Annotated in this window: 14 protein-coding genes; 13 read left to right on the top strand and 1 reads right to left on the bottom strand. The window is 65.3% G+C overall.

Going from position 1 to position 20,398, the window contains the following annotated elements; genetic code table 11:
* Positions 1-30: 30 nt before the first annotated feature.
* The 13 genes from SA190iCDA_RS11320 to SA190iCDA_RS11260 are packed head-to-tail and all read left to right on the top strand — an operon-like array spanning position 31 to position 18,911.
* Entirely contained in the window at positions 31-5,508 is a 5,478-nt protein-coding gene (locus tag SA190iCDA_RS11320) for a non-ribosomal peptide synthetase (protein WP_070886978.1), read from the top strand.
* Positions 5,505-7,241 (top strand): ABC transporter ATP-binding protein, encoded by a 1,737-nt coding sequence (locus tag SA190iCDA_RS11315; protein WP_070886979.1) that lies wholly within the window; start codon positions 5,505-5,507, stop codon positions 7,239-7,241. Before SA190iCDA_RS11320 ends, SA190iCDA_RS11315 begins: the two co-directional genes overlap by 4 nt.
* Entirely contained in the window at positions 7,238-8,983 is a 1,746-nt protein-coding gene (locus SA190iCDA_RS11310; RefSeq protein ID WP_070886980.1) for an ABC transporter ATP-binding protein, read from the top strand. Before SA190iCDA_RS11315 ends, SA190iCDA_RS11310 begins: the two co-directional genes overlap by 4 nt.
* Positions 8,977-10,080, top strand: a complete 1,104-nt coding sequence (locus tag SA190iCDA_RS11305; RefSeq protein WP_070886981.1) for a saccharopine dehydrogenase NADP-binding domain-containing protein — start codon at positions 8,977-8,979, stop codon at positions 10,078-10,080. The genes SA190iCDA_RS11310 and SA190iCDA_RS11305 overlap by 7 nt, the downstream gene beginning before the upstream one ends.
* Positions 10,077-11,111, top strand: a complete 1,035-nt coding sequence (locus SA190iCDA_RS11300) for a class I SAM-dependent methyltransferase (protein ID WP_070886982.1) — start codon at positions 10,077-10,079, stop codon at positions 11,109-11,111. Before SA190iCDA_RS11305 ends, SA190iCDA_RS11300 begins: the two co-directional genes overlap by 4 nt.
* Before the next feature lie 8 nt (positions 11,112-11,119).
* Positions 11,120-12,832: a class I SAM-dependent methyltransferase gene (locus SA190iCDA_RS11295; RefSeq protein WP_236101180.1), complete on the top strand. Its 1,713-nt coding sequence runs from the start codon at positions 11,120-11,122 to the stop codon at positions 12,830-12,832.
* On the top strand, positions 12,829-13,038 hold the full coding sequence (locus SA190iCDA_RS11290; protein ID WP_070886984.1) for a hypothetical protein: 210 nt from the start codon (positions 12,829-12,831) through the stop codon (positions 13,036-13,038). Before SA190iCDA_RS11295 ends, SA190iCDA_RS11290 begins: the two co-directional genes overlap by 4 nt.
* Positions 13,035-14,180, top strand: a complete 1,146-nt coding sequence (locus SA190iCDA_RS11285; protein WP_070886985.1) for a Gfo/Idh/MocA family oxidoreductase — start codon at positions 13,035-13,037, stop codon at positions 14,178-14,180. Before SA190iCDA_RS11290 ends, SA190iCDA_RS11285 begins: the two co-directional genes overlap by 4 nt.
* 32 nt (positions 14,181-14,212) lie before the next feature.
* Positions 14,213-14,893: a VOC family protein gene (locus tag SA190iCDA_RS11280; protein WP_236101277.1), complete on the top strand. Its 681-nt coding sequence runs from the start codon at positions 14,213-14,215 to the stop codon at positions 14,891-14,893.
* Positions 14,886-16,484: a (2,3-dihydroxybenzoyl)adenylate synthase gene (locus SA190iCDA_RS11275; protein WP_070886987.1), complete on the top strand. Its 1,599-nt coding sequence runs from the start codon at positions 14,886-14,888 to the stop codon at positions 16,482-16,484. Before SA190iCDA_RS11280 ends, SA190iCDA_RS11275 begins: the two co-directional genes overlap by 8 nt.
* Entirely contained in the window at positions 16,481-17,239 is a 759-nt protein-coding gene (locus SA190iCDA_RS11270; protein ID WP_070886988.1) for a thioesterase II family protein, read from the top strand. The genes SA190iCDA_RS11275 and SA190iCDA_RS11270 overlap by 4 nt, the downstream gene beginning before the upstream one ends.
* The gene (locus SA190iCDA_RS11265) at positions 17,236-17,544 is read left to right on the top strand and encodes an isochorismate lyase (protein WP_070886989.1); all 309 of its coding nucleotides are present in this window, start codon (positions 17,236-17,238) and stop codon (positions 17,542-17,544) included. Before SA190iCDA_RS11270 ends, SA190iCDA_RS11265 begins: the two co-directional genes overlap by 4 nt.
* A complete protein-coding gene (locus SA190iCDA_RS11260) occupies positions 17,541-18,911 on the top strand; it encodes an isochorismate synthase (protein ID WP_070886990.1) in 1,371 nt (456 codons plus the stop codon). Before SA190iCDA_RS11265 ends, SA190iCDA_RS11260 begins: the two co-directional genes overlap by 4 nt.
* Positions 18,912-19,066: 155 nt before the next feature.
* On the opposite strand, the gene SA190iCDA_RS11255 is transcribed toward SA190iCDA_RS11260, so the two are convergent.
* The gene (locus SA190iCDA_RS11255; RefSeq protein WP_236101178.1) at positions 19,067-20,140 is read right to left on the bottom strand and encodes an alpha/beta hydrolase family protein; all 1,074 of its coding nucleotides are present in this window, start codon (positions 20,138-20,140) and stop codon (positions 19,067-19,069) included.
* Positions 20,141-20,398: the final 258 nt, after the last annotated feature.

The raw sequence follows: 20,398 nt of genomic DNA, 5'->3' as shown, positions 1-20,398 counted from the left end.
GGTCCCGCCCATTTTCCAGGAGCTGCATCCATGCCTGCCGCCAAACTGCTAAGCGAACTCAAGTCCATGGGCGTCGAACTATGGCCCCAGGACGGGCAATTGAAATTCCGCGCCCCCCAGGGTCTGCTCGACGCCGGGCGCCTGGAGCAGTTGCGCCAGCACAAACAGCAGATCCTGCACCTGCTGCAGACCCAGGAGCAGCCGCAGGTCAACGCCGATGCGCAGAACCGCCATGCGCCGTTCCCCCTCACCGATGTGCAGAACGCTTACCTGCTGGGTCGCCAGGCGTCGTTCGGTTACGGCAACGTCGCCTGCCACGGCTACCTGGAGCTGAGCTGGCCCAGGCTCGACCCGCAGCAGGTGGAACTGGCCTGGAATCGCCTGATCGCCCGCCATGACATGCTTCGTGCAGTGATTGCCAGTGAAGGCTCGCAGCGCGTCCTGGCCGAGGTCGCGCACTATCCGGTTGCCGTCACGGACCTGCGCGGCGCCAGCGAAGAACAGCAACGCCAGGGCGTGCAGCAGATTCGCCAGGCCATGGAGCAGAAACTCTACCCCACCGAGCAATGGCCGTTGTTCGAGCTGCGCCTGAGCCGCGGTGACAACGCCGATACCCTGCATTTTTCCATGGATTCGCTGATCGCCGACTGGGCCAGCGCCCAGTTGCTGTTCAACGAACTGGAGCAGTTGCTGCTGGATCCGCAGGTATCCTTGCCGCCGCTGGACATCACCTTTCGCGACTACCTGTCGAGCGAGCGCGGCCTGCTCGAAGGCAGTCGTTACCAGCGCGACCGCGACTACTGGCTGGCACGGGTCGACGATTTGCCCGCCGCGCCGCAACTGCCCAAGCCACTGGGCGGTGAAGATACCGCTACGCCACGCTTTCGCCGACATCGCGCGCAGCTCGACGAACGCCAGTGGGCGGCGTTGAAAGAGGCTGCCAGCCAACAGCGCCTGACGCCCTCGATCGTGGTACTCGCCGCCTATGTCGGCGTCCTGCAACGCTGGAGCCAGGCGCCAGCATTGAGCCTCAACCTGACGTTGCTCAATCGCCTGCCTCTGCACCCGCAGGTCGCACGACTGGTGGGAGACTTCACCTCGGTGAGCCTGTTGCAGGTCAACGACCCGCAAGGCCTGGTTTTCGCCGAGCAGGCGCGGCAACTGGGCAGCCAGCTGTTCGCCGACCTGGAGCATCGGCTGTTCTCCGGCATCCAGGTAATGCGCGAGATAGGCCGCCGACGCGGCCGTGAAGCGGCAGCCATGCCGGTGGTATTCACCAGCGCCATCGGGCTGGCGATCGAACCGCCGGCCGGCAGTCAACGTCAGGTCGGCTATGGCATCACCCAGACGCCACAGGTCACCCTCGACTGCCAGGTCATGGATGATCGCCATGGCCTGCACATCCACTGGGACGTGCGTCAGGGAGTATTCCCCGAAGGCCTAGTCGAAGACATGCTGCAGGCCCTCCGCGCCCAGCTGCATCGTCTGGCCAGCGACCCGTGCGCTTGGCAAGCCCCCCTGCACGTACCGCTGCCCGACTGGCAACGCAGCGAACACCAGGCCGCCAATGCCACCGCCGCACCGCTGCCCAACGGCCGATTGCACGACGGCTTGCTGGCCATGGCCCGGCAGCGCCCGGATGCCCTTGCACTGATCGATGCACGGGGCAGCCTGACCTATGCCGAACTCGCCCAGCGCGCACTGGCCGTCGCCGCCACCCTGCGCGACGCTGGTTGCACCGCAGGTGAACCGGTGGCCATCCTGATGCCCAAGGGAGCTGACCAGGCGGTGGCCGCCTATGGCGTGCTGCTGGCGGGCGCCGCCTACCTGCCTCTGGACAGCAACGCCCCGGCCGCCCGCCGTGATCGCGTGCTGATCAATGCCAAGGTGCGCCATGTACTGGGCCAGTCCCAGGCCCTGCCCAACGCTCCATTGGCCGATTCGCTGCAGTGGCACGCGGTGGATCAACTCCCACCGGCGCCAGCGGCCTTCGAGGCGGCTGCCGGCAGCGCCGATGAACTTGCCTATGTGATCTACACCTCGGGCTCCACCGGTGACCCCAAGGGCGTGATGATCAGCCATCGCGCCGCGCTCAACACCGTGCAGGACATCAACCGGCGTTTTCGGGTCAACGCGAACGACCGCGCACTGGGCCTCGCCCAGCTCAGCTTCGATCTGTCGGTGTACGACCTGTTCGGCCCGTTGGCCGTCGGCGGCACCCTGGTGCTGCCCGACCCTGCGCGAGGCGCCGATCCCTCGCATTGGGCCGAACTGATCCAGCGGCATCAGGTAACGCTATGGAACTCGGTGCCCGCACAACTGCAGATGCTCGCCCACTACCTGCAAGCCGAGCCGCGACCGCTGGGCAGCCTGCGTCTGGCTCTGCTTTCTGGCGACTGGATCGCGCTGAACCTGCCGCCGCAGCTCAAGCAACTGCTCCCGGACCTGGCCCTGGTCAGTCTCGGCGGCGCCACAGAGGCGTCGATCTGGTCCAACGTCCATCCCATCGGTGCCATTGACCCGACCTGGCGCAGTATTCCCTATGGCCTGCCCCTGGCCAACCAGGGCTTTCGCGTGCTCGACCGGCAATGGCGCGATGCTCCCACCTGGGTGCCCGGTGACCTGTACATCACCGGCGCCGGCCTGGCCCTCGGCTATCTGGGAGACCGAGCGCTGAGCGAGGAGCGCTTCTTCGCCCACCCGCTCGATGGCCAACGCCTGTACCGCACCGGTGACCGGGGCCGTTACCTGCCTGGGGGCGAACTGGAGTTCCTGGGCAGGGAAGATGGCCAGGTGAAGATCCGTGGCCACCGCGTGGAGCTGGGCGAAATCGACGCGGCACTGCTCGCCTGCCCCGGCGTGGACAATGCCGTGAGTCTGGTAGTGGACGACTCGAAAACGGAGCGCAGCCTGCTGGCATTCGTCACCGCCGCACGGGTAGAGCCGCAGCCCCTGCCCAGCGCCCCCTTGCTGACGGCGGTGCATCGTTACGCCGACAGCCAGGTCGGCCCCTTCGATGCCGAGCAGGTACGCGATTATCGCGACGACCTCGGCGCCGCGGCATTGGGTGCGATGCTTGGGGTGATGCTCGACGCCAGGCTGTTCAGCGGCGAGATGGCCGAACCCGATACGGCGACGGTTCTGCAGGCCCTGCAGGTGGAACCACGTCATCGCTGGCTGCTGCGCCGCTGGTTGGATGCCCTGTGCGAGGCGGGCTGGTTACAACGAGAGCAATCGCGCTACCGCCTGTTGAAGACGCCAAGGGAACCGGCGCTCGCCTGGGGGCAGGTGGAACGGGCCGTGGCCTCGGGCCTGTGCAGCCAGGCGCTGCTGGATTATCAGCTCGACCATGTCCGACAACTGCCACAACTGCTCAGGGGCGAGGTCAACCCCTTCGACCTGCTGTTCCCGCAGGGGCAGCAGGAGCTGGCCCTGCGGTTGTACGGCGGCGACGCCGTCTCGCGTTACAACAACCACAGCATCGCTGCATTGATCAATCGCCTGGCCACTCACCACGACGGCGAAGGGCCTTTGCGCATCCTGGAAATCGGTGCTGGCACCGGGGCCACCAGCGCACCGGTCATCGCCCTGCTCGACGGCCTGGAGGTGGACTACCTGTTCACCGACATGACCGCATTCTTCCTGCCGGCGGCGCGCCAGCGCTTTGCCGAACAACCCTGGGTGCGTTACGGCGTGCTGGACATCGACCGGGACATCCGTGCACAAGGCTTGGCCAGCAACAGCTTCGATATTGTGTTGTGTGCAGGCATGCTGAACAGCGTCAAGGACCTCGATACCGCCCTGGGGCAGATCAGCGAACTGCTCAGCCCCGGCGGCTGGCTGGTGTTCAGCGAGCCGACCTGCGAATGGCCGCCCATTCTTCTGACCCAGGGCTTCATGATGACGCCGGTCGATGGCGACCACGAGCAGGGCCGTAGCGGTCTGCGCGACGCCGCAGCCTGGCGGGCCCGGATCGAGAAGCTGGGCGGCGAGTGCCTGCCCGCCCTGCCCCGTGCCGATCATCCGTTGGCCTCTCTCGACATGCAGGTGTTCGCGGCGCGCTTCAAGGCCGGCATCCAGCGTCTGAGTGTCGACGGCCTGCGCCGTACCCTGGCGCAACGGTTGCCGGAGTACATGCTACCGGCGCACCTGCAAGTGCTCGACCGGCTGCCACTGACCGCCAATGGCAAGGTCGATCGCAAGACCCTGGCCGGTTGGCGGCCGGCCGCCGACGCCCACTCGGGCAGTGCCGCCGACGAGGCCCCCAGGGATCCGCTGACGGCCGAGCTCTGTCGACTGTGGGCCGAAGCCCTCGGCCTGGCGCAGATCGGTGTCAAGGATAGCTTCTACGAGAAAGGGGCCGACTCGCTGATCCTTGCCCGCGTGGCCGGTCAACTGCGTGAGCAACTGCCCCAGGCCCAGGGCCTGAGTTACGACACGCTGCTGCGGCAGATGCTCAACGAGCCCAACATCGCCGCCCTCGCACGCTTGCTCGAGCATGGCGATACGGCGCCCAGTGCCGCCGCTATGCCCGGCGAAGCCCAGCGCGCCAGCCGCGGCAATGCGCTGGTGGTGCCCTTCGGCGGCGGCGAGGTCGGCCCGGTACGGGTGATGTTCCATGCCGCCCTCGGCACCCTGGATTACTTCCAGCACCTGGGCCGGGCCCTGGCTGCGCAACAGGCCGGGCCGGTGATCGGTTTTGCGGTGGCTGACACCGCGCAATACCTGGAGCTGGAGCCCAAGCGCCTGATCGAAAGCGTGGCCGAGGATTACGCCGAGCGCCTGATCGCCGACGGCCATCAACGCTTTCAACTGATCGGCTACTGCCTGGGCGGGCTACTCGCTACCGAGGTCGCACGGCGTCTGCTGGAGCGCGGCATGGAGGTGGTGGATCTGAGCCTGATCGACAGCATTCCGATGTTCATCGACACCGACGAGGAACTGGCCTACGAGGCGATCTTCGTGCCCAACCTCAACCTCGACCCGGTGAAAACCGTATTCGGCAAGGATGTCGAGGATCACGACGTGTATCGCGCCATCGATATGTTGATGGCACGCGACAATTGCCGGGTTCCGGCAGGCGCCATGGCCTCGCTGGGCGGCGATCCGGGGCTGGAAGCCCTCGCGGCTGCAGTGCGCAGGCAGTCGGCTCGCAGCCAGGACGAGCGTCTGGCCGAATATGCACGACTGGCAGCAGGCCAGGCCGGGGTACCGATCGGGCCCGAACTGGTGCCCACGCTCTTTCGCGTATGCCGCCACAGCATGCGCGCGGCGCGCTTCGACCCTCCCCCCTTCCTCGGCAACATGACCTATCTGCGCTGCCTGGAGCAGCAGTCCTTCGGCATTACGGGTGGCGTCGGCCATCTCGCCGCGCCGTTCTGGGAGGACGCCTGCCTGGGACGCTTCGAGCTGATCGACGTTCCCGGCAACCACTTCAGCGTGATCGAACCGCCCCACGTGGACATCGTGACCGCCCACCTGCTCGAGGCCCTGCGGAAAAACCCATGACCGCCTTGAAAACCCTCAAACGCCCGGTCGATGGTCTGATTCGAATCGGCGTGTCATTCGCCGCCGTCGGAGCACTGGTTAACCTGTTGCCCTTCATCGCACTGACCGAACTGGGCCGCTTGCTGCTGGCGGGCGACAACACCCTCCATTCGCTGTGGCGGTGGGCGGCGCTGGCGGTACTCGGCCTGAGTCTGGCCTGGATGGCCAATGGTTTGGCCCTGTGGCTGACCCACCTGGCCGACCACCGCCTGCAAGCCAGCCTGCGCGAGGCCATGGTCAGCAAACTGGGACGAGTGCCCCTGGGCTGGTACAGCGACACCACCTCCGGTGCCGTGCGCAAGGTGGTGCAGGACGACCTCGAAGACCTGCATCACCTCGTCGCCCACCACGCGGTGGAGTTCACCGCTGCGCTCGTCACACCTTTGGCCGGGTTGGCGTGGCTGGCCTGGCTGAACTGGCCCCTGGCGCTGCTGGCGGTACTGACCTTGCCCATCTATGCCGTGGCCTACGCCCTGATGATGCGAGGCTTTGGCAGCAAGATGACGCAGTTGGACAAGAGCATGACCCGGGTCAGCGCCGCCATCGTCGAGTTCGTCCATGGCATCGCCGTGGTCAAGGCCTTTGGCCAGACCGGCCAGGCCCACCGCAGTTATCAGCAGGCGGTCAACCAGTTCGGCGAGCAATACGCCGGGTGGGTCCGACCGTTGCTGCGCCTGGAGGCGTTTTCCTCCATGGCCCTGAGCGTGCCGGTGATCCTGCTGGCGAGCCTGGGAGTGGGCAGCTTGCTACTGGCCAAAGGTTGGATCACGCCACTGCAGTTGTTCGCCGAAACCCTGGTGGCTGTGCTCATCCCGCAATCGCTGCTGGTGATCAACCAGAGCCTGACCGCCCAACGCACGGCCCTGGCCGCAGCCGGCCGGATCGAGGCATTGCTCTCGGTCGAAGAACTGCCCGTAGCGGAGGCCTGCGTGCAGCCGCAAGGCAACGACATCACCTTCGAGCGCGTGGGATTCGGCTATGACCCCGGGCATCCGATTCTCGACGGCGTCGACCTGCATTGCCCGGCGGGCAGCATAACCGCGCTGGTGGGAGCCTCCGGCGCCGGCAAGTCGACCCTGGCCAAGCTGGTGCCGCGCTTTCATGACGTCAGCGCCGGGCGTGTTCTGATCGGCGGGGCCGACGTGCGGGAAATACACCCACGCCAGTTGTATCGACATGTGGGATTCGTGTTGCAGGACGCGCAACTGGTGCACGGCAGCGTCGCTGACAACCTGCGCCTGGGACGCCCTCAGGCCAGCGAGCCGGAGATGCAGGCTGCCGCCGAATCGGCGCGGATTCATCAGCGCATCCAGGCCCTGCCCCGTGGCTATCAATCGGTGATCGGTGAAGATGCCATCTTTTCCGGCGGGGAGGCGCAGCGGCTGACCATAGCCCGCACTCTGCTGGCCGATACGCCGGTGCTGATCCTCGATGAAGCCACCTCCCATGCCGACCCCGAATCCGAGGCACAAATCCAGGACGCCCTGTCGATCCTCGCCCAGGGACGCACGGTTCTGGTGATCGCCCATCGTCTGGCGAGCATCCGCGACGTGGACCAGATCGTCGTTCTCGATCGGGGGCGGGTGGTCGAGCGTGGCCGCCACGAGCAACTGCTCGAAGCGAACGGTGCCTATGCCCGGCTATGGCGCGCCAGCGCCGAAAGCACCGCCCCCTGCCTGGAAATGCCCCTGTGATCAGTAGTCTTCGCACATTGCTGGGCCCGACCCATACCCCCTGCCTTTATCGCTATCTCGCCTGGCTGGTGGCCAGCGCCGTGCTGCAAGGTGTGGCCGTGACCTTGCTGGTGCCGATCCTGCGCGCGCTGCTGAGCGATGACCTGAGCACCGCCATGACCTGGCTGGCCGGCCTGGCGGCGTTGGTAACACTGACGTGCATCGCCCATTACCAACAGGCCATGAAAGGTTTTGCCCTGGCCCTGGTGGTGTTGACCACCTTGCATGAGCGCCTCGGCCAGCACCTGGTCAGCTTGCCGCTGGGCTGGTTCGATTCGGAAAAGGTCGGCCGCCTGTCCCGCAGCGCCACCAGCGGGACGCTGATGGTCACCGGCCTGTTCGCCCATTATCTGGGCCCGGTAGTGTCCGGGGTGGTGGTGCCCGCCACGGTGGCCATGGGCCTGTTCGTCTTCGACTGGCGACTGGGCCTGACCGCGATGCTCTGTGCTCCGCTGATCTACTGGACTCATCGCTGGTCGGCCGCGGCCATTGGCAGTACCGATGCGCGCGTCGAGGCCGCCGCCACCCTGGCCGGCAACCGGGTGGTGGAGTTCGCCCGCTATCAGCAGGTACTGCGTGCCTTTGGCAGGCCCCAGGAAGGCTATCGACCACTGCAGGAGGCCAATCAGGCGCAGCATCAGGCCGGCGGCTCCATGCTGGCGCACACCTTCCCCAAACTGCTGGCTGGCGGCCTGAGCGTGCAGCTGGCGTTCGCCCTGCTGGTGGCGGTAGGGATTGCCTTGGTCGTCCATGACCAGATCGATGCCATCGAACTGATCGCCTTGCTGGCCTTGTCGGCGCGTTTCGTCGGTCCACTGGCCGAAGCGGCTGCACGCAGCGGCTTGTTGCGCATGGCCGGCAACGACCTGGAACACCTGGCAGGCATCCTGCGCGAGCCGCCGCTGCCGCAGCCCGCTGCCAGCCGCCCGCTGAGCGCCCCCGGTAGCCTGTCCTTCGAGCATGTCAGTTTCGCTTATCCAGGTGGCCCAATGGTGCTACGCGACCTGAGCTTCCGGGTTCCGGCCCATTCGATGACGGCCATCGTCGGCGCCTCGGGCTCGGGCAAGACCACCGTTACCCGGTTGCTGATGCGCTTCTTCGATGCCAGCGAAGGCAGTGTCAAGGTTGGCGGCGTGGATGTGCGCGAACTGACCAGCGAAGCCTTGATGGCACAGCTATCCCTGGTGATGCAGGACGTCTACCTGTTCGACGATAGCCTGGAGGCCAATATCCGCGCCGGCAACCCGCACGCCAGCATGGAGCAGGTGGCGGATGCGGCACGGCTGGCCGGGGTCGATGAAATCGTCGCGCGCCTGCCGCACGGCTGGAACACGCCGGTAGGCGAAGGCGGCACCGCGCTATCCGGCGGCGAACGTCAACGGGTATCCCTGGCCAGGGCCCTGCTCAAACGCGCACCCATCGTATTGCTCGACGAGGCCACCGCCGCCCTCGATCCGCACAACGAGGCCTATGTCCAGACGGCCATCCGCACCTTGATGCGGAGCTCGACGGTGCTGGTGATCGCTCATCGCTTGCCGACCATCATGACCGCCGACCAGATACTGGTACTCGAGGAGGGTCGCCTGATCGAAGCGGGCACTCACGCCCAGTTGCTGGCCCGCAATGGCCGTTATGCCGGGTTCTGGCACGACCGCCAACGTGCCGGTGGCTGGCGTCTGAAAGCGCAGGTGCAGCCATGCTGATCGGCATACTCGGCGCCAGCGGCGATGTCGGTCTGGCCAGTGTCCGCGCCCTGTTGGGCCAGGGCCTGGATGAGCTGCGCCTGGGCGGACGTGACGCCACCAAGGGTGCCCACTGCATCGCGCAGCTCCAGCGGCAGTGGCCCTCGGCGCGCCTGCATTGGGCGACAGTGGACGTCAACGATAGCAACACCCTGGCCGCGTTCGCCCGCGGTTGCGAACTTCTGCTCAATTGCGCCGGACCGTCCTGGCGCCTGGGAGACCGCTGCGCGCAAGCGGCCCTTGCAGCCGACACTCATTATGTCGATGCGGCCGGCGAAATCAGCTTCGCCGCATCCCCCTGGCAGCGTCGCTGCGCAGTGCTCGGTGCCGGGCTGCAACCGGGCCTGACCGGCCTGCTGCCGCGCTGGCTGGCCACACGGGACTTCACCCAGGTGAAGGCATTGACCAGCTATTTCGGCCTGCGCGACCAGTTCACCCTGGTGGCTGCCGACGACTTTCTGCAAGGCGCCGTGGATGGCTCCAGCGAGCCCTTGGCGGCCTGGCGCAACGGCCGGTGCAGCCGCGCCCTGACCCGCCGCCGGGATGTTGCCATGCCGTGTTTCCCCGGGCCGGTGCAGCTATTGCCCTACCTGAATCGCGAGGGCGAAAGCCTGGCGCAGGATCTGCAACTGGAAGTCGGCCAGTGGTTCAACGTCATCGCGGACGGTTATGTGCTCAAGGCGCTCGACCTGGCCCACGCTCTGCCGCGCGCCGAAGCTGCTCAGCGCCTGCGTCAGGCCAGCCTGCTGGATCTCAGCGGCCAGGCTCCCTTCGTCACCCTGTTGCTGCAACTCGATGGTCTGCGCGACGAGCAAGCCGTAACCCGCAGCGTGCTGCTCGGTGGCTCGGGCAACGCGGCACTGACCGGCGCCATGGCGGCCGTCACGGTGATGAGTGTGCTGAGCGGCGAGATTCACCCTGGTTGCCATCAGGCTGATCGTGCACTGCCAGCCCTCGCCAGCATGGAGCGCCTGCAATCCACCTCGGCCATCAGCGTGCTGAACCTGATGGACGCTCCGATCGATCAATTGCATCGCACCGAGGAAGGCTGCTTATGAATACCGCCCTCAGGCAATTGGAGCACCTGAGCCTGGGCGCCATGGCCCAGGTTCTGTTGGACTCACGTGCCCTGCCGTTACAGGCCTGGCGCACACCTGAACAGATCAACCAGGCCCTGGGCACGGCGCCCCGCCATGCTTGGATCGTGCGCCGCTGGCTGGCTGCGTTAGGCCGCGCCGACATGCTGCACGATGACGGCGGGCTGCTGGCCTGGCGCACAACGCCGCCCGATGCAGCCATTGATCAACTGCCGCTGCTGTACGGCGCACTCGGGTTTCCGCCCGCCATGGCGCACCTGCATACCCAGGTCATAGGCCGTCTGCCCGACCTGCTGCGCGACAGGCTTGCGCTGGCGCCTTTGCTGTTTCAGGCGGGAGAGCCGGTCAAGATACTCGGGGCCTACCAACGCAACGCCTTCACCAACGCGATCAACCAGGCCTTGGGTGCGCGTGCGCGCGAGGTCAGCGCGGCCGACGGAGTATTGCGCGTGCTGGAGCTCGGTGGCGGTGCCGGCTGCACGACTGCTGCCGTGCTGGCGGCCCTGGCCGACCGAGCGAAGGACTATCGCTTCACCGACGTCAGCCCGCTGTTCACCGTTGCCGCCCAACGCCAGTTCCGCCTGGAGCCAGGCATGACATTCGCCCAGCTCGACCTCGATCGGGACTTCATCGAGCAAGGCATAGAGGCGCATAGCCTGGACCTGGTGATCGCCGGCAACACGCTGCACAACGCCCGGCATCTCCCTCGCAGCCTGGAATGCATCCGCACCTGCCTGCGCGACGGCGCAACCTTGCTGTTCAGCGAGTCGATTGCCGACAACCCGGCGATGCTGACCTTCATGCATCTGCTGTTGTCGCCAGCCGAGGGGGCGCCGCTGCGCGAAACCGATGAGGTGTTCATGGGCCCCGAGCAATGGCGGCATGTCTTGCACGCCAGCGGCTTCGAGCTACGAGAAACCTGGCCCGCCGATGATCAGGATCTGGCCGCTGCCGGGCAGCGCCTGTTCCACGCTGTAGGGGTATCGCGATGAGGGTGAAAGTGGACACTTTGTTGGTCGAGCTGCCGTGCGCTGAACCGCGTTGGAAGCTGCCGGCCTTGACCGATCTGGGCAATGGTCAGCTCGCCCCGGCGCGACTGCTGGCCGTGCTGGAGCGGCAACGATCCAGGGTCGTGCTGATGAGCGCCGAACAGCTCGAACGGTTGCTGGCCTCTCCTGCCCTGCCCCTGAGCGACCTGAGCCTGTTGCAACAGCTCCTGTTCATCGCACCGACCTTCGCGCCCGATCATCCGCGGCTCGCTCGCCAGGCCGCCGAGCAGTTGGGCTGCGTGGTGCAAGGGTACATCTGGCAGCAAGGTCGATGGCAGGATCTGCCTAGCGTGGAGCAGGCGTTGCAGCAATGTCGCCAGCGGGCCCTCGACCACCCGCAAGTCAGCGCTGTAGCGCTCTACGGTCAAGCCCTGTTCGCTCTGCCTCACCCCAGCGAAACACTGTCAGTGGAGGATCATCTCGAGGCGACCGGTGCCGCCCTTGATCGGCATTTCGAAGCGCATCAACTGACCGAGGCCGTGAGCCTCGCCGAACGGCTGGGGCGTGCCGCCCTGCTGTCGATGCTTAACGGCCTGGATAGCTGCGGCCTGCTCCCGGTGCCACTGGACGACATAACCCAACGCCTGACCGAAGCCGGCATCGCGGCGAGCCATCGAGCGTTGATCAGCCGCTGGCTCGATGTACTGCAAACTCAAGGCCTGCTCCGTCGTGAAGCGACGCACTTGACTCCCACTCTCGACGCCAGCGCATGGAGCCACGAGGCCCTGGAGGCTATCTGGGCGCAACTGGCCCGAGACTGGCAAGCCAATACCGGCGGTAGCGGCACCATCGCCTATGCCCGGGACAATGCCCGCCAGTTGCAAGCGCTGATGCGGGGCGAATGCGCGGCGGTGCACCTGCTGTTTCCCGAAGGCCGTACCGAGCGCGCGGCGGCACTGTACCGCGAAAGTCTCGCCGCGCAGTACCAGCACCGAGCGGTGGCCCACTGGATCGGTGCCTGGGCCGCGCGCCAATCGACACATACGCCGCTGCGCATCCTGGAAGTCGGTGCTGGCACCGGCTCCACCACCCAGGCGCTGCTGCCGGCGCTGCAACACGCCTCGGTGGACTTTCTGTGCACCGACGTCTCGCGCTACTTCAGCGAACAGGCTGCTGCGCGTTTGCAGCAATGGCCCTGGGTACGCCATGGGGTGTTCGACATCGATCGCTCGGCCCTGGAGCAGGGTTACTGCACTCAGGCCTGGGACCTGATCGTGGCCGGCGGCGTGCTCAATGCCTCGCGCGACACCGCGCGCTCCCTGAGTACCTTGCATTCCCTGCTCAAACCCGGTGGTTGGCTGGTGTTCAGCGAACCGACGCGCGAGGAATTCTGGGTCATGGCCTCCCAGGCCTTCATGCTCGATCAGGCCAGCGATGAACGCCAGCTCAGCAGTGCCACCTTCCTCGACCTGGCTCAGTGGCAAGCCGCTCTGGCTCGCAGCGGCTTTCAAGGCAATCGCAGCCTGCCGGGCACTGAACATCCACTGGCTTCGCTGGGCCACCGGGTGTTCGTTGCGCAAGTACCGAGCCAGCGCTTGAGCCGCGCCACCCTGGCGGCCCACCTGGAATACCCCGATCTGCACATAGAACTGCCCGACCGTCTGCCCGACAGCGACACGCTGATGCAGTGGGCGCAATTCAACCCAGCCCAGGACCTGAGATGACCCAGACCACCTGTTCCGCTGCCTATCCCTTCATCTACCTGGGCTTGGCCGAACCCTATCGCAGCAGCGGCTCATCCCTCGTCCGCGCCGAGCTGCAGGAGCCCCTGCAGGACCTGGCGGTGCGGCTGCCCAATCTGCAACGTCGCGGGAAGGCACACCGCACCTTCATCCGTGGCAGCCAAAGCCTGCCGGTGGCCTGGTCATGAGCCGGGGCAGCGCACGCAAGCGGGTGGTGGTGGCGGGCACCGCCTTCGGACGGATCTACCTGCAGGCCCTGGCCCGGGCTCATCAGGACTATGAACTGGTGGGCATCCTTTCGCGGGGCAATGCCTACTCGCGGGCCTGCGCCGAACATTATTCGGTAGCGCTGTACCAGGACGTCGAGCAGGTGCCCGAGGATATCGACATCGCCTGTGTGGTGGTGCGCTCCGGGGCCACTGGCGGAACCGGCAGCGAACTGGCGCAGAGCCTGCTGCGCCGGGGCATCCACGTATTGCAGGAACACCCGGTGCACCACCGGGAAATCGCCGCATGCCTGCAGGCCGCCCGTCAGGGCCAGGCGGCCTATGCGATCAACACCCTGTACCCGAACATTCTGGCAATCCGTCGTTTCCTCGCCATAGCCCAATACCTGCGCGAGCAGCAGGGGCTGGCCTACATCGATGCGGCCTGCAACAGCCAGGTGGCCTACCCCTTGCTGGATGTCCTCGGACGTCTGGCCGGCGGCGTGCGTCCCTGGACGTTCGCGGCACCAGCGGCAAACGTGGCCACGCAGCCCTTCACCCGGCTCAACGCCAGCTTCAACGGCGTCCCCATAGGCCTGCGCATTCAGAACCAGGTGCATCCACACGACCCGGATAACCATTCCTTCCTGCTGCATCGGCTCGAAGTCGGCTGTGAGTCCGGGGTGCTCAGCCTGTGCGACACCCACGGTCCGGTGCTGTGGAATCCACGCCTGCATGCCTCAAGGGACAGCACTGATCGCCTGGTCATGGCAGGCCCCGGCAGCGAGCGACTGGCAGGCCCGACCATGGTCACCCTCGATGCGCAGATACCCGGTTCTTATCACCAGGTGTTCAACCAGCTCTGGCCCGATGCGGTGATCGTCGCCCTGGGAGAGCTGTGTCGCGACATCGATGAGCCGGCCCGGCGCCTGCGCAGCGGCCTGTGGGCCACCGAGGTATCCATGGCCTGGCGCGAAATGAACAACCAGATCGGCATGCCCGCACTGATCGAGCCACCCGTGCCTAGCCCCCTGCCGTTGTCCGAGCTCCAGGCCTGCGCGGACGCCGTGCAGCCGCCCAGGGCTGATGACACCGCTCAACTATTGGGAGCCCAGCCGTTTTGAACAGCGCTCAATCCTTATCGACCTGCAGCCATGTGTTGCTGTGGGTTCGTGACCTGCATAAGGCCGTGGAGAACTTTCGTGCCGCCGGTTTCCAGGTCACCTACGCCACCCCCAGGGCTCGGGCTCAGCACGCGCATATCTGGTTCAGCCAGGGGCCGATCATCGAGCTGCTCACGACACCGCGCCACGCCTGGCTGTTCAAGTGGCTCATCGACTGCCTGGCGGGTCGTGGCGCGGGCCGCCGCATGCTGCGCTGGGCGGCGCGGGGCGAAGGCTTCTGCGACCTGGCGCTGCTGTGCGACGACCAGTCTCTGCCCTCGCGGCTCAAGAATCTTGCGGCGCACGGCGTGGCCATGGGGCGCACGGTGAGTTGGCGGCGTACCTGCGAAGACGGCAGGCAGACATGCTTCCGGTTCGTCTACCCGCGTCACGACCGCTTGCCATTTCTGGTTACCCCCTATCAGCCAAGCCAGCATCCGGCCCACATGACCCACCCCAACGGTGCCACGGCATTGGCCTCGATCCACCTGGGCGTGCATCCCGACGACCAAACGGCCGTCGACCTGCTGGCCGGCGGCGATCCGCTGCTGTGCATGAGCCCCGCCGAACGCACCGGCGTACTGGCCGTGGAGGTCAATGGCCTCACGCAGCCGCTGAATCTGCATGGTGCACGCCTGCTGCAACACCTCACCCAAGGAGAATCCAATGCTTGAAGGATGCATTGACTGGCCCGAAGACTTCATCCGCCGCTATCAACAACGCGGTTACTGGCAGGGGTTGTCGCTGGGGCAATTGCTGCACCAGCAGGCCCAACTGAATCCGGCCCGAGAAGCGCTGGTGGATGGCCAGAGGCGCTGGACCTACGCCGAGCTGGATCAGCGCGCCGACCAACTGGCGGCAGGCCTGGCCGATCAGGGCATCAGCGCTGGCCAGCGGGTGCTGGTGCAACTGCCGAACGTCGCCGAATTCTTCAGCCTCACTTTCGCCCTGCTGCGCTTGGGTGCGATCCCGGTGTTCGCCTTGCCGGCGCACCGCGAATACGAGTTGCTGCACCTGGCGCAGTTGAGCCAGGCGGTGGCCTATGTGACGGTCGATCGGCACCTGGGCTTCGATTACCGGCCCCTGGCGCGAATCCTTCGCCAACAGGTTCCCAGCCTGCTGCATGTCTGGATAGTCGGAGCAGCAGAGGAATTCGCCGCTCTCGATGATTGCCTTGCCGCTCCACGTCCATTGCCGCCACCCGACTCCCGCGACGTCGCGGTGCTGCTGTTATCCGGAGGCACTACCGGCCTGCCCAAGCTGATCCCACGCACTCATGACGACTATGCCTGCAACGCCCGCCTGGCCGCCCGCGCCTGCGGTTTCGACAGCCAGACCCGTTATCTGGCAGCGCTGCCGGTGGCACACAATTTCCCCCTTGCCTCTCCCGGCGCCCTGGGAGTGTTCAGCACCGGCGGAACCCTGGTGCTGTGCCCCGAGCCCAGTCCGGACACCGCGTTTGAATTGATCGAACGCGAGCGCATCAGCCATACCGCACTGATTCCACCGCTGGTTCTGCTATGGCTGGAGGTCGCGCAGTGGACCGACAGCGACCTGAGCAGCCTGCAATGGCTGCAGGTCGGCGGAGCCCGGCTCAAGGCAGAGATCGCTGCACGTATCAGCCCCACCCTGGGCTGCCGCTTGCAACAGGTATACGGCATGGCCGAAGGGTTGCTGTGCTTCACGCCACTGGACGATCAGCAAGAACGGATCTTCGATACCCAGGGCCTGCCGCTTGCCGAGGACGATGAAATTCGCATTGTCGACGCAAGCGACATGCCGGTGGCTCCCGGCGAGGTGGGCGAGTTGCTGGTGCGCGGTCCCTACACCATTCGTGGCTATTACAACGCCACCGAGCATAACGCCCGGGCCTTCACCGCCGATGGTTTCTACCGCAGCGGCGACTTGGTGCGACGCGTGCCCGAAGGCCACCTGATCGTCGAGGGGCGGGCCAAGGATGTGATCAACCGTGGCGGTGAAAAGATTCCCGTGGAGGAGATCGAGAATCTGCTACTGGGCCACCCTCAGATCCGCGATGTGGCCCTGGTGGCTCTGGCTGACGACTTGCTGGGCGAACGCAGCTGCGCTTGCGTGCTGGCACAGGACGAGACCATCGAGCTCGCCTCGGTCAACGCCTGGCTGCGGGAGCGAGGACTGGCCGCCTACAAGTTGCCGGATCGTTTGCAGGTGCTGAGCCAGTTCCCCCTCACCCGCCTGGGCAAAGTCAATCGCAAGGCACTGGCCGAGCTGGTGTCGGCACCATGAGCGACGCATCGAGCGCTTGGCTGCGTGTCCTTCGAGATGGCGGCCAGGCCGGCACATGCCTGGTCTGTCTGCCGCATGCCGGTGGCAGTGCGAGTTTCTTTCGTTCCTGGTTGGCCCACCTGCCGGGTGACATCGACCTGCTGGCCGTGCAGTACCCGGGACGTGAAGAACGTTTCAACGAGCCCCATATCGCTTGCCTGACCACCTTGGCCGCACATATTGCCCAGGCACTACTGGCACTGCCCGCCAAGACGCTTCTGCTATTCGGTCACAGCATGGGCGCAGCCCTCGCCTATGAGGTGGGCTTGCGTCTGGAAATGGCGGGGCGGGGCGCAGCCCATGTGTTCGTTTCGGCCCACGCGCCGCCCCAGCGACAGCCCCCCAGCGATCTGCATCGCCAGGGCGACGCGGCTCTGATCGACGACATCCTGCGCCAGGATGCCGGGGCTGCCGGTTTATGGGACGACCCCGAGCTACGGGCGCTGTTTCTGCCCACCCTGCGCAGTGATTACAAAGCCATAGAGACCTGGCGCCCCGAGCGGCTCCAGCCCCTGACAGCACCTATCGACGTGTTACTGGCCCGTGAGGACCAGGAAGTCAGCCATGACCAGGCCCAGGCCTGGGCCGAACTGACCCGACATCCCCCCGACATCAGCCTGTTCGAGGGCAATCACTTCTATCTCAAACAACAACCTCGACTGGTCATCGATCACCTGTTACGGCGTTTCGCACGCCATCATGGAGCTCAGGTATGAAAAACCCGGAAAACTGCAGCGATCTGGCGGACATTCGCCATGCCATCGACACCCTTGACCAACAGATCGTCGATGCCTTGGGCCTGCGTATGCAATACGTCAGGGCGGCCTCGGCATTCAAACCCGACCAGTCCAGCATCGCCGCCCCGGATCGCGTGGCGGCGATGTTGCCCCAGCGCCGGCAATGGGCGCAGGAGGTCGGGCTGGACGGCGAATTCATCGAAGGTTTGTTCAAGCAGATCATCCACTGGTACATCGCTGAGCAGACGGCTTACTGGCTGCAAAAGAAGGGCCTGGCACAATGAAGGGCCCTGAGTTTTCGGCACTTCGGACGCTGTTCGAGGAGGCACGACGTCAGGCCGCAAGGCATGGACGACCCATCGTGACGGTGAGTTCCAGCCCCGCGCCGGACCTCAACCCGCTGCAACTCTACGCCGCCAACCGGCAGGGTTTCTTCTGGTGTTCGCGACATCCGGACCTGACGCTGTTCGGCCTTGGCTCCCAGTGGCAGGCCCAGGCCACTGGCAATCAGCGGTTGACCGAAATCAATCGGCAATGGAGCGAACTCTGTAGCGATGCCTTGATCGATGGGCCGAACCCGCCGATCCTGCTTGGCGGTATTCGCTTCGATCAACAGCGAACCATGGCAGCGCACTGGACTGCGTTTTCCGACGCCAGTTTCCATCTTGCCCATTGGCTGGTCAGCGAAAACCACAGCGGTCGCTGGTTAAGCTGCCAGCGGACGATCGAGGCCAGCGATGATCCTGCCGCACTCGCCCGTGACAGTCTCGCAGCCTATGAGCGGATGCTCGATAACCCGCCTCCGGCGGCCGCTCCAGCGGCCCATGTGATCGAGCGGAGCGCCTTGCCGGCAGTGCAATGGCAAGCCAACGTCGAGCGCGCCCTGCAGGCCATTGGACGCGGCGACCTGAGCAAAGTGGTTCTGGCGCGCCAGGTGCGCTATCAGTTGCAAGCTTCCCTCGATAGCGGCGCAGTGATGTGCAGGTTGCATGACCAACGCAGCCAGTCGCACCTTTTCGCCATGCATCGCGGCGATAACTGCTTTCTGGGCGCCACGCCGGAGCGGCTACTCAGTTGTCAGGACGGTTACCTCACCACCCACGCCCTGGCAGGCAGCGCCCCGCGTGGGCTCACACCCGATGAAGATCAGGCATTGGGCGATCGCTTGCTGGCAGATCGCAAGGAACAGCACGAACACCGCCTGGTGGTAGAAACCATTGCCCAAAGGCTGGGTGATATGGCCAGCGAAGTCCAGGCTGCCGCCCGCCCAAGCCTCTTGAAACTGGCCACCGTACAGCACCTGAGCACTCCGATCAGAGCCCGGCTCAAGGAGGGGTACAGCCTCCTGGAGGGCGTCCAGGCGCTCCACCCTACTCCAGCGGTCGGTGGCTTGCCGAGCGCAACAGCCATGAGCTTTATCCGCCATCACGAAGATTTCGACCGCGGTTGGTATGCCGCTCCAGTGGGCTGGCTGGACTCGGAGGGCAATGGAGATTTCCTCGTCGCACTGAGATCAGCACTGCTCGCCCCCCGGCATTGTCATCTGTTCGCAGGCTGCGGAATCGTAGCGGGCTCCGTGCCCGCCAGCGAATATCGGGAAACCGAAATCAAGCTAGCCAGCATGGAGCAGGCATTACTTTTGCGATGGTAGACCTTCGCCGACGCTGGAACGCCAGCAAACTTCGGGTCTTGCCGGGCGGAGGCTGCAGCTGGATGTGCGCAACGTCGAATCAGCGTGACGAGAAGTTGCCTTGGTTTTCACCAAGCAGAGCAGACCTGCCTCATGCCGGCACATGGCGGCCTACTTCATGGCGTGAAGCTGGGGCTTGGTACCCGTACCAGGATGCTTCGCCAGTTGATTTGCCAGCGCGCGAGCGCCGCTCCGTCACGCTTGAAGATCAGGTCGAGGAACGCCAAAGCGAGATCTGCAGTGGCAACCTTAACCTTGGGATTGAGCGACGGGCCGCCGGTGAGTGACCGGTCGGTGAACATGCTGTGGGAGCCACCCTGAAAGACGGCAAGTAACTTGTGCGGATGGGCGATCGCATCGAAGATGGCCAGTCGATCCTCCACCCCCGAGTGATAGCCCGGAATCTCGATCGTGTCGTCGGTCGAGGTCACGTGAATGGTCGGAACCGACACCTTGCTGAGCACCGCTTTCAGATCGGTCTCACCATAGAATGGGGGTGCCGAGATAATCACCGCCGCACAGAAGCGCGGATCCAGGCAGCTGATGGTCCGACCGTTTCTGATGACCTGCGCACCGACCGTAAGCAGCGTGGTATTGGCGCCGTACGAATGGCCCGCCGCGACGAGGCACCGACGGTCTATCGCAGCACCACGGCCGCCAGGCTCGTCGGAGAGCATCCGGTCGAGCGCGAAACGCACATCGCCGGCACGGGCGATGGCCTCCTCCTCGCGAGCCGCCGCCTGCAAACGACCAACCACACCGAACGGGTTGCCCTTCCAAAGTTGCACATCACTGCCGACATGCTGCACATGCAGACTGGCGATACCACGGGCAGACCAGTGCTTACCGAGGTAGCTGTAGCCTTGCCGAGAACCGCCGATGCCGTGGGAAAACACCACCAATGGCACCGAGGTGTCAGGCGCGCTACCGGTTGGCCAGTAAAGACGCGCTGGCACCGGCCGTGATCGAGCATGATCGACCCAATCGAAATCAGTCACCTGATAAGGTGGCGCTGATCTCTGAGCCCTTACCGACGGATGCAAGGCCAGGAGCCCCATCAGCAGCATGGCGTTCACTCGCCGCCGTCCCCTGTTCACGCGCGTTTCTGGCGGTAATGTGTTCGGCGCGATGCCGTACACCTCAGTCGTGCTGCCATCATCGACAGGGCTGCGTTCCGGGATATCGCTCATAAGACTCCTGGTTTCAAGCCTGCGCGGCTTGAGCTACGAGAAACTTGGCCGTAACGAAGATTCGTGGATGCGCTGCGCCAGCTGCATACGACCTGCTGGGGCGGCATCGAACATTAATGAGCACAACCCAGTCGGGTTGATTGTTCTCCAAGCGAAGCCAGATGCTTTTGCGCCGCATTGGAGGAAAAGGCAGCCCGACCGTAACGGGCTGCCACGATGAAGGGCACAACAGCGTGCCAGGAATCACTCTTGGCCTGA

It is taken from the genome of Pseudomonas argentinensis (genome assembly GCF_001839655.2).
Classification (GTDB): Bacteria; Pseudomonadota; Gammaproteobacteria; order Pseudomonadales; family Pseudomonadaceae; genus Aquipseudomonas; species Aquipseudomonas argentinensis_B.
This window is presented reverse-complemented; position numbering and strand designations above follow the sequence as displayed.

Bases quoted from the DNA above. Each gene is read 5' to 3' on its own strand.
- SA190iCDA_RS11320 (WP_070886978.1), top strand. From the start codon at position 31: ATGCCTGCCGCCAAACTGCTAAGCGAACTCAAGTCCATGGGCGTCGAA.
- SA190iCDA_RS11270 (WP_070886988.1), top strand. From the start codon at position 16,481: ATGAGCGACGCATCGAGCGCTTGGCTGCGTGTCCTTCGAGATGGCGGC.
- SA190iCDA_RS11285 (WP_070886985.1), top strand. From the start codon at position 13,035: ATGAGCCGGGGCAGCGCACGCAAGCGGGTGGTGGTGGCGGGCACCGCC.
- SA190iCDA_RS11265 (WP_070886989.1), top strand. From the start codon at position 17,236: ATGAAAAACCCGGAAAACTGCAGCGATCTGGCGGACATTCGCCATGCC.
- SA190iCDA_RS11305 (WP_070886981.1), top strand. From the start codon at position 8,977: ATGCTGATCGGCATACTCGGCGCCAGCGGCGATGTCGGTCTGGCCAGT.
- SA190iCDA_RS11290 (WP_070886984.1), top strand. From the start codon at position 12,829: ATGACCCAGACCACCTGTTCCGCTGCCTATCCCTTCATCTACCTGGGC.
- SA190iCDA_RS11260 (WP_070886990.1), top strand. From the start codon at position 17,541: ATGAAGGGCCCTGAGTTTTCGGCACTTCGGACGCTGTTCGAGGAGGCA.
- SA190iCDA_RS11315 (WP_070886979.1), top strand. From the start codon at position 5,505: ATGACCGCCTTGAAAACCCTCAAACGCCCGGTCGATGGTCTGATTCGA.
- SA190iCDA_RS11300 (WP_070886982.1), top strand. From the start codon at position 10,077: ATGAATACCGCCCTCAGGCAATTGGAGCACCTGAGCCTGGGCGCCATG.
- SA190iCDA_RS11255 (WP_236101178.1), bottom strand. From the start codon at position 20,140: ATGAGCGATATCCCGGAACGCAGCCCTGTCGATGATGGCAGCACGACT.
- SA190iCDA_RS11275 (WP_070886987.1), top strand. From the start codon at position 14,886: ATGCTTGAAGGATGCATTGACTGGCCCGAAGACTTCATCCGCCGCTAT.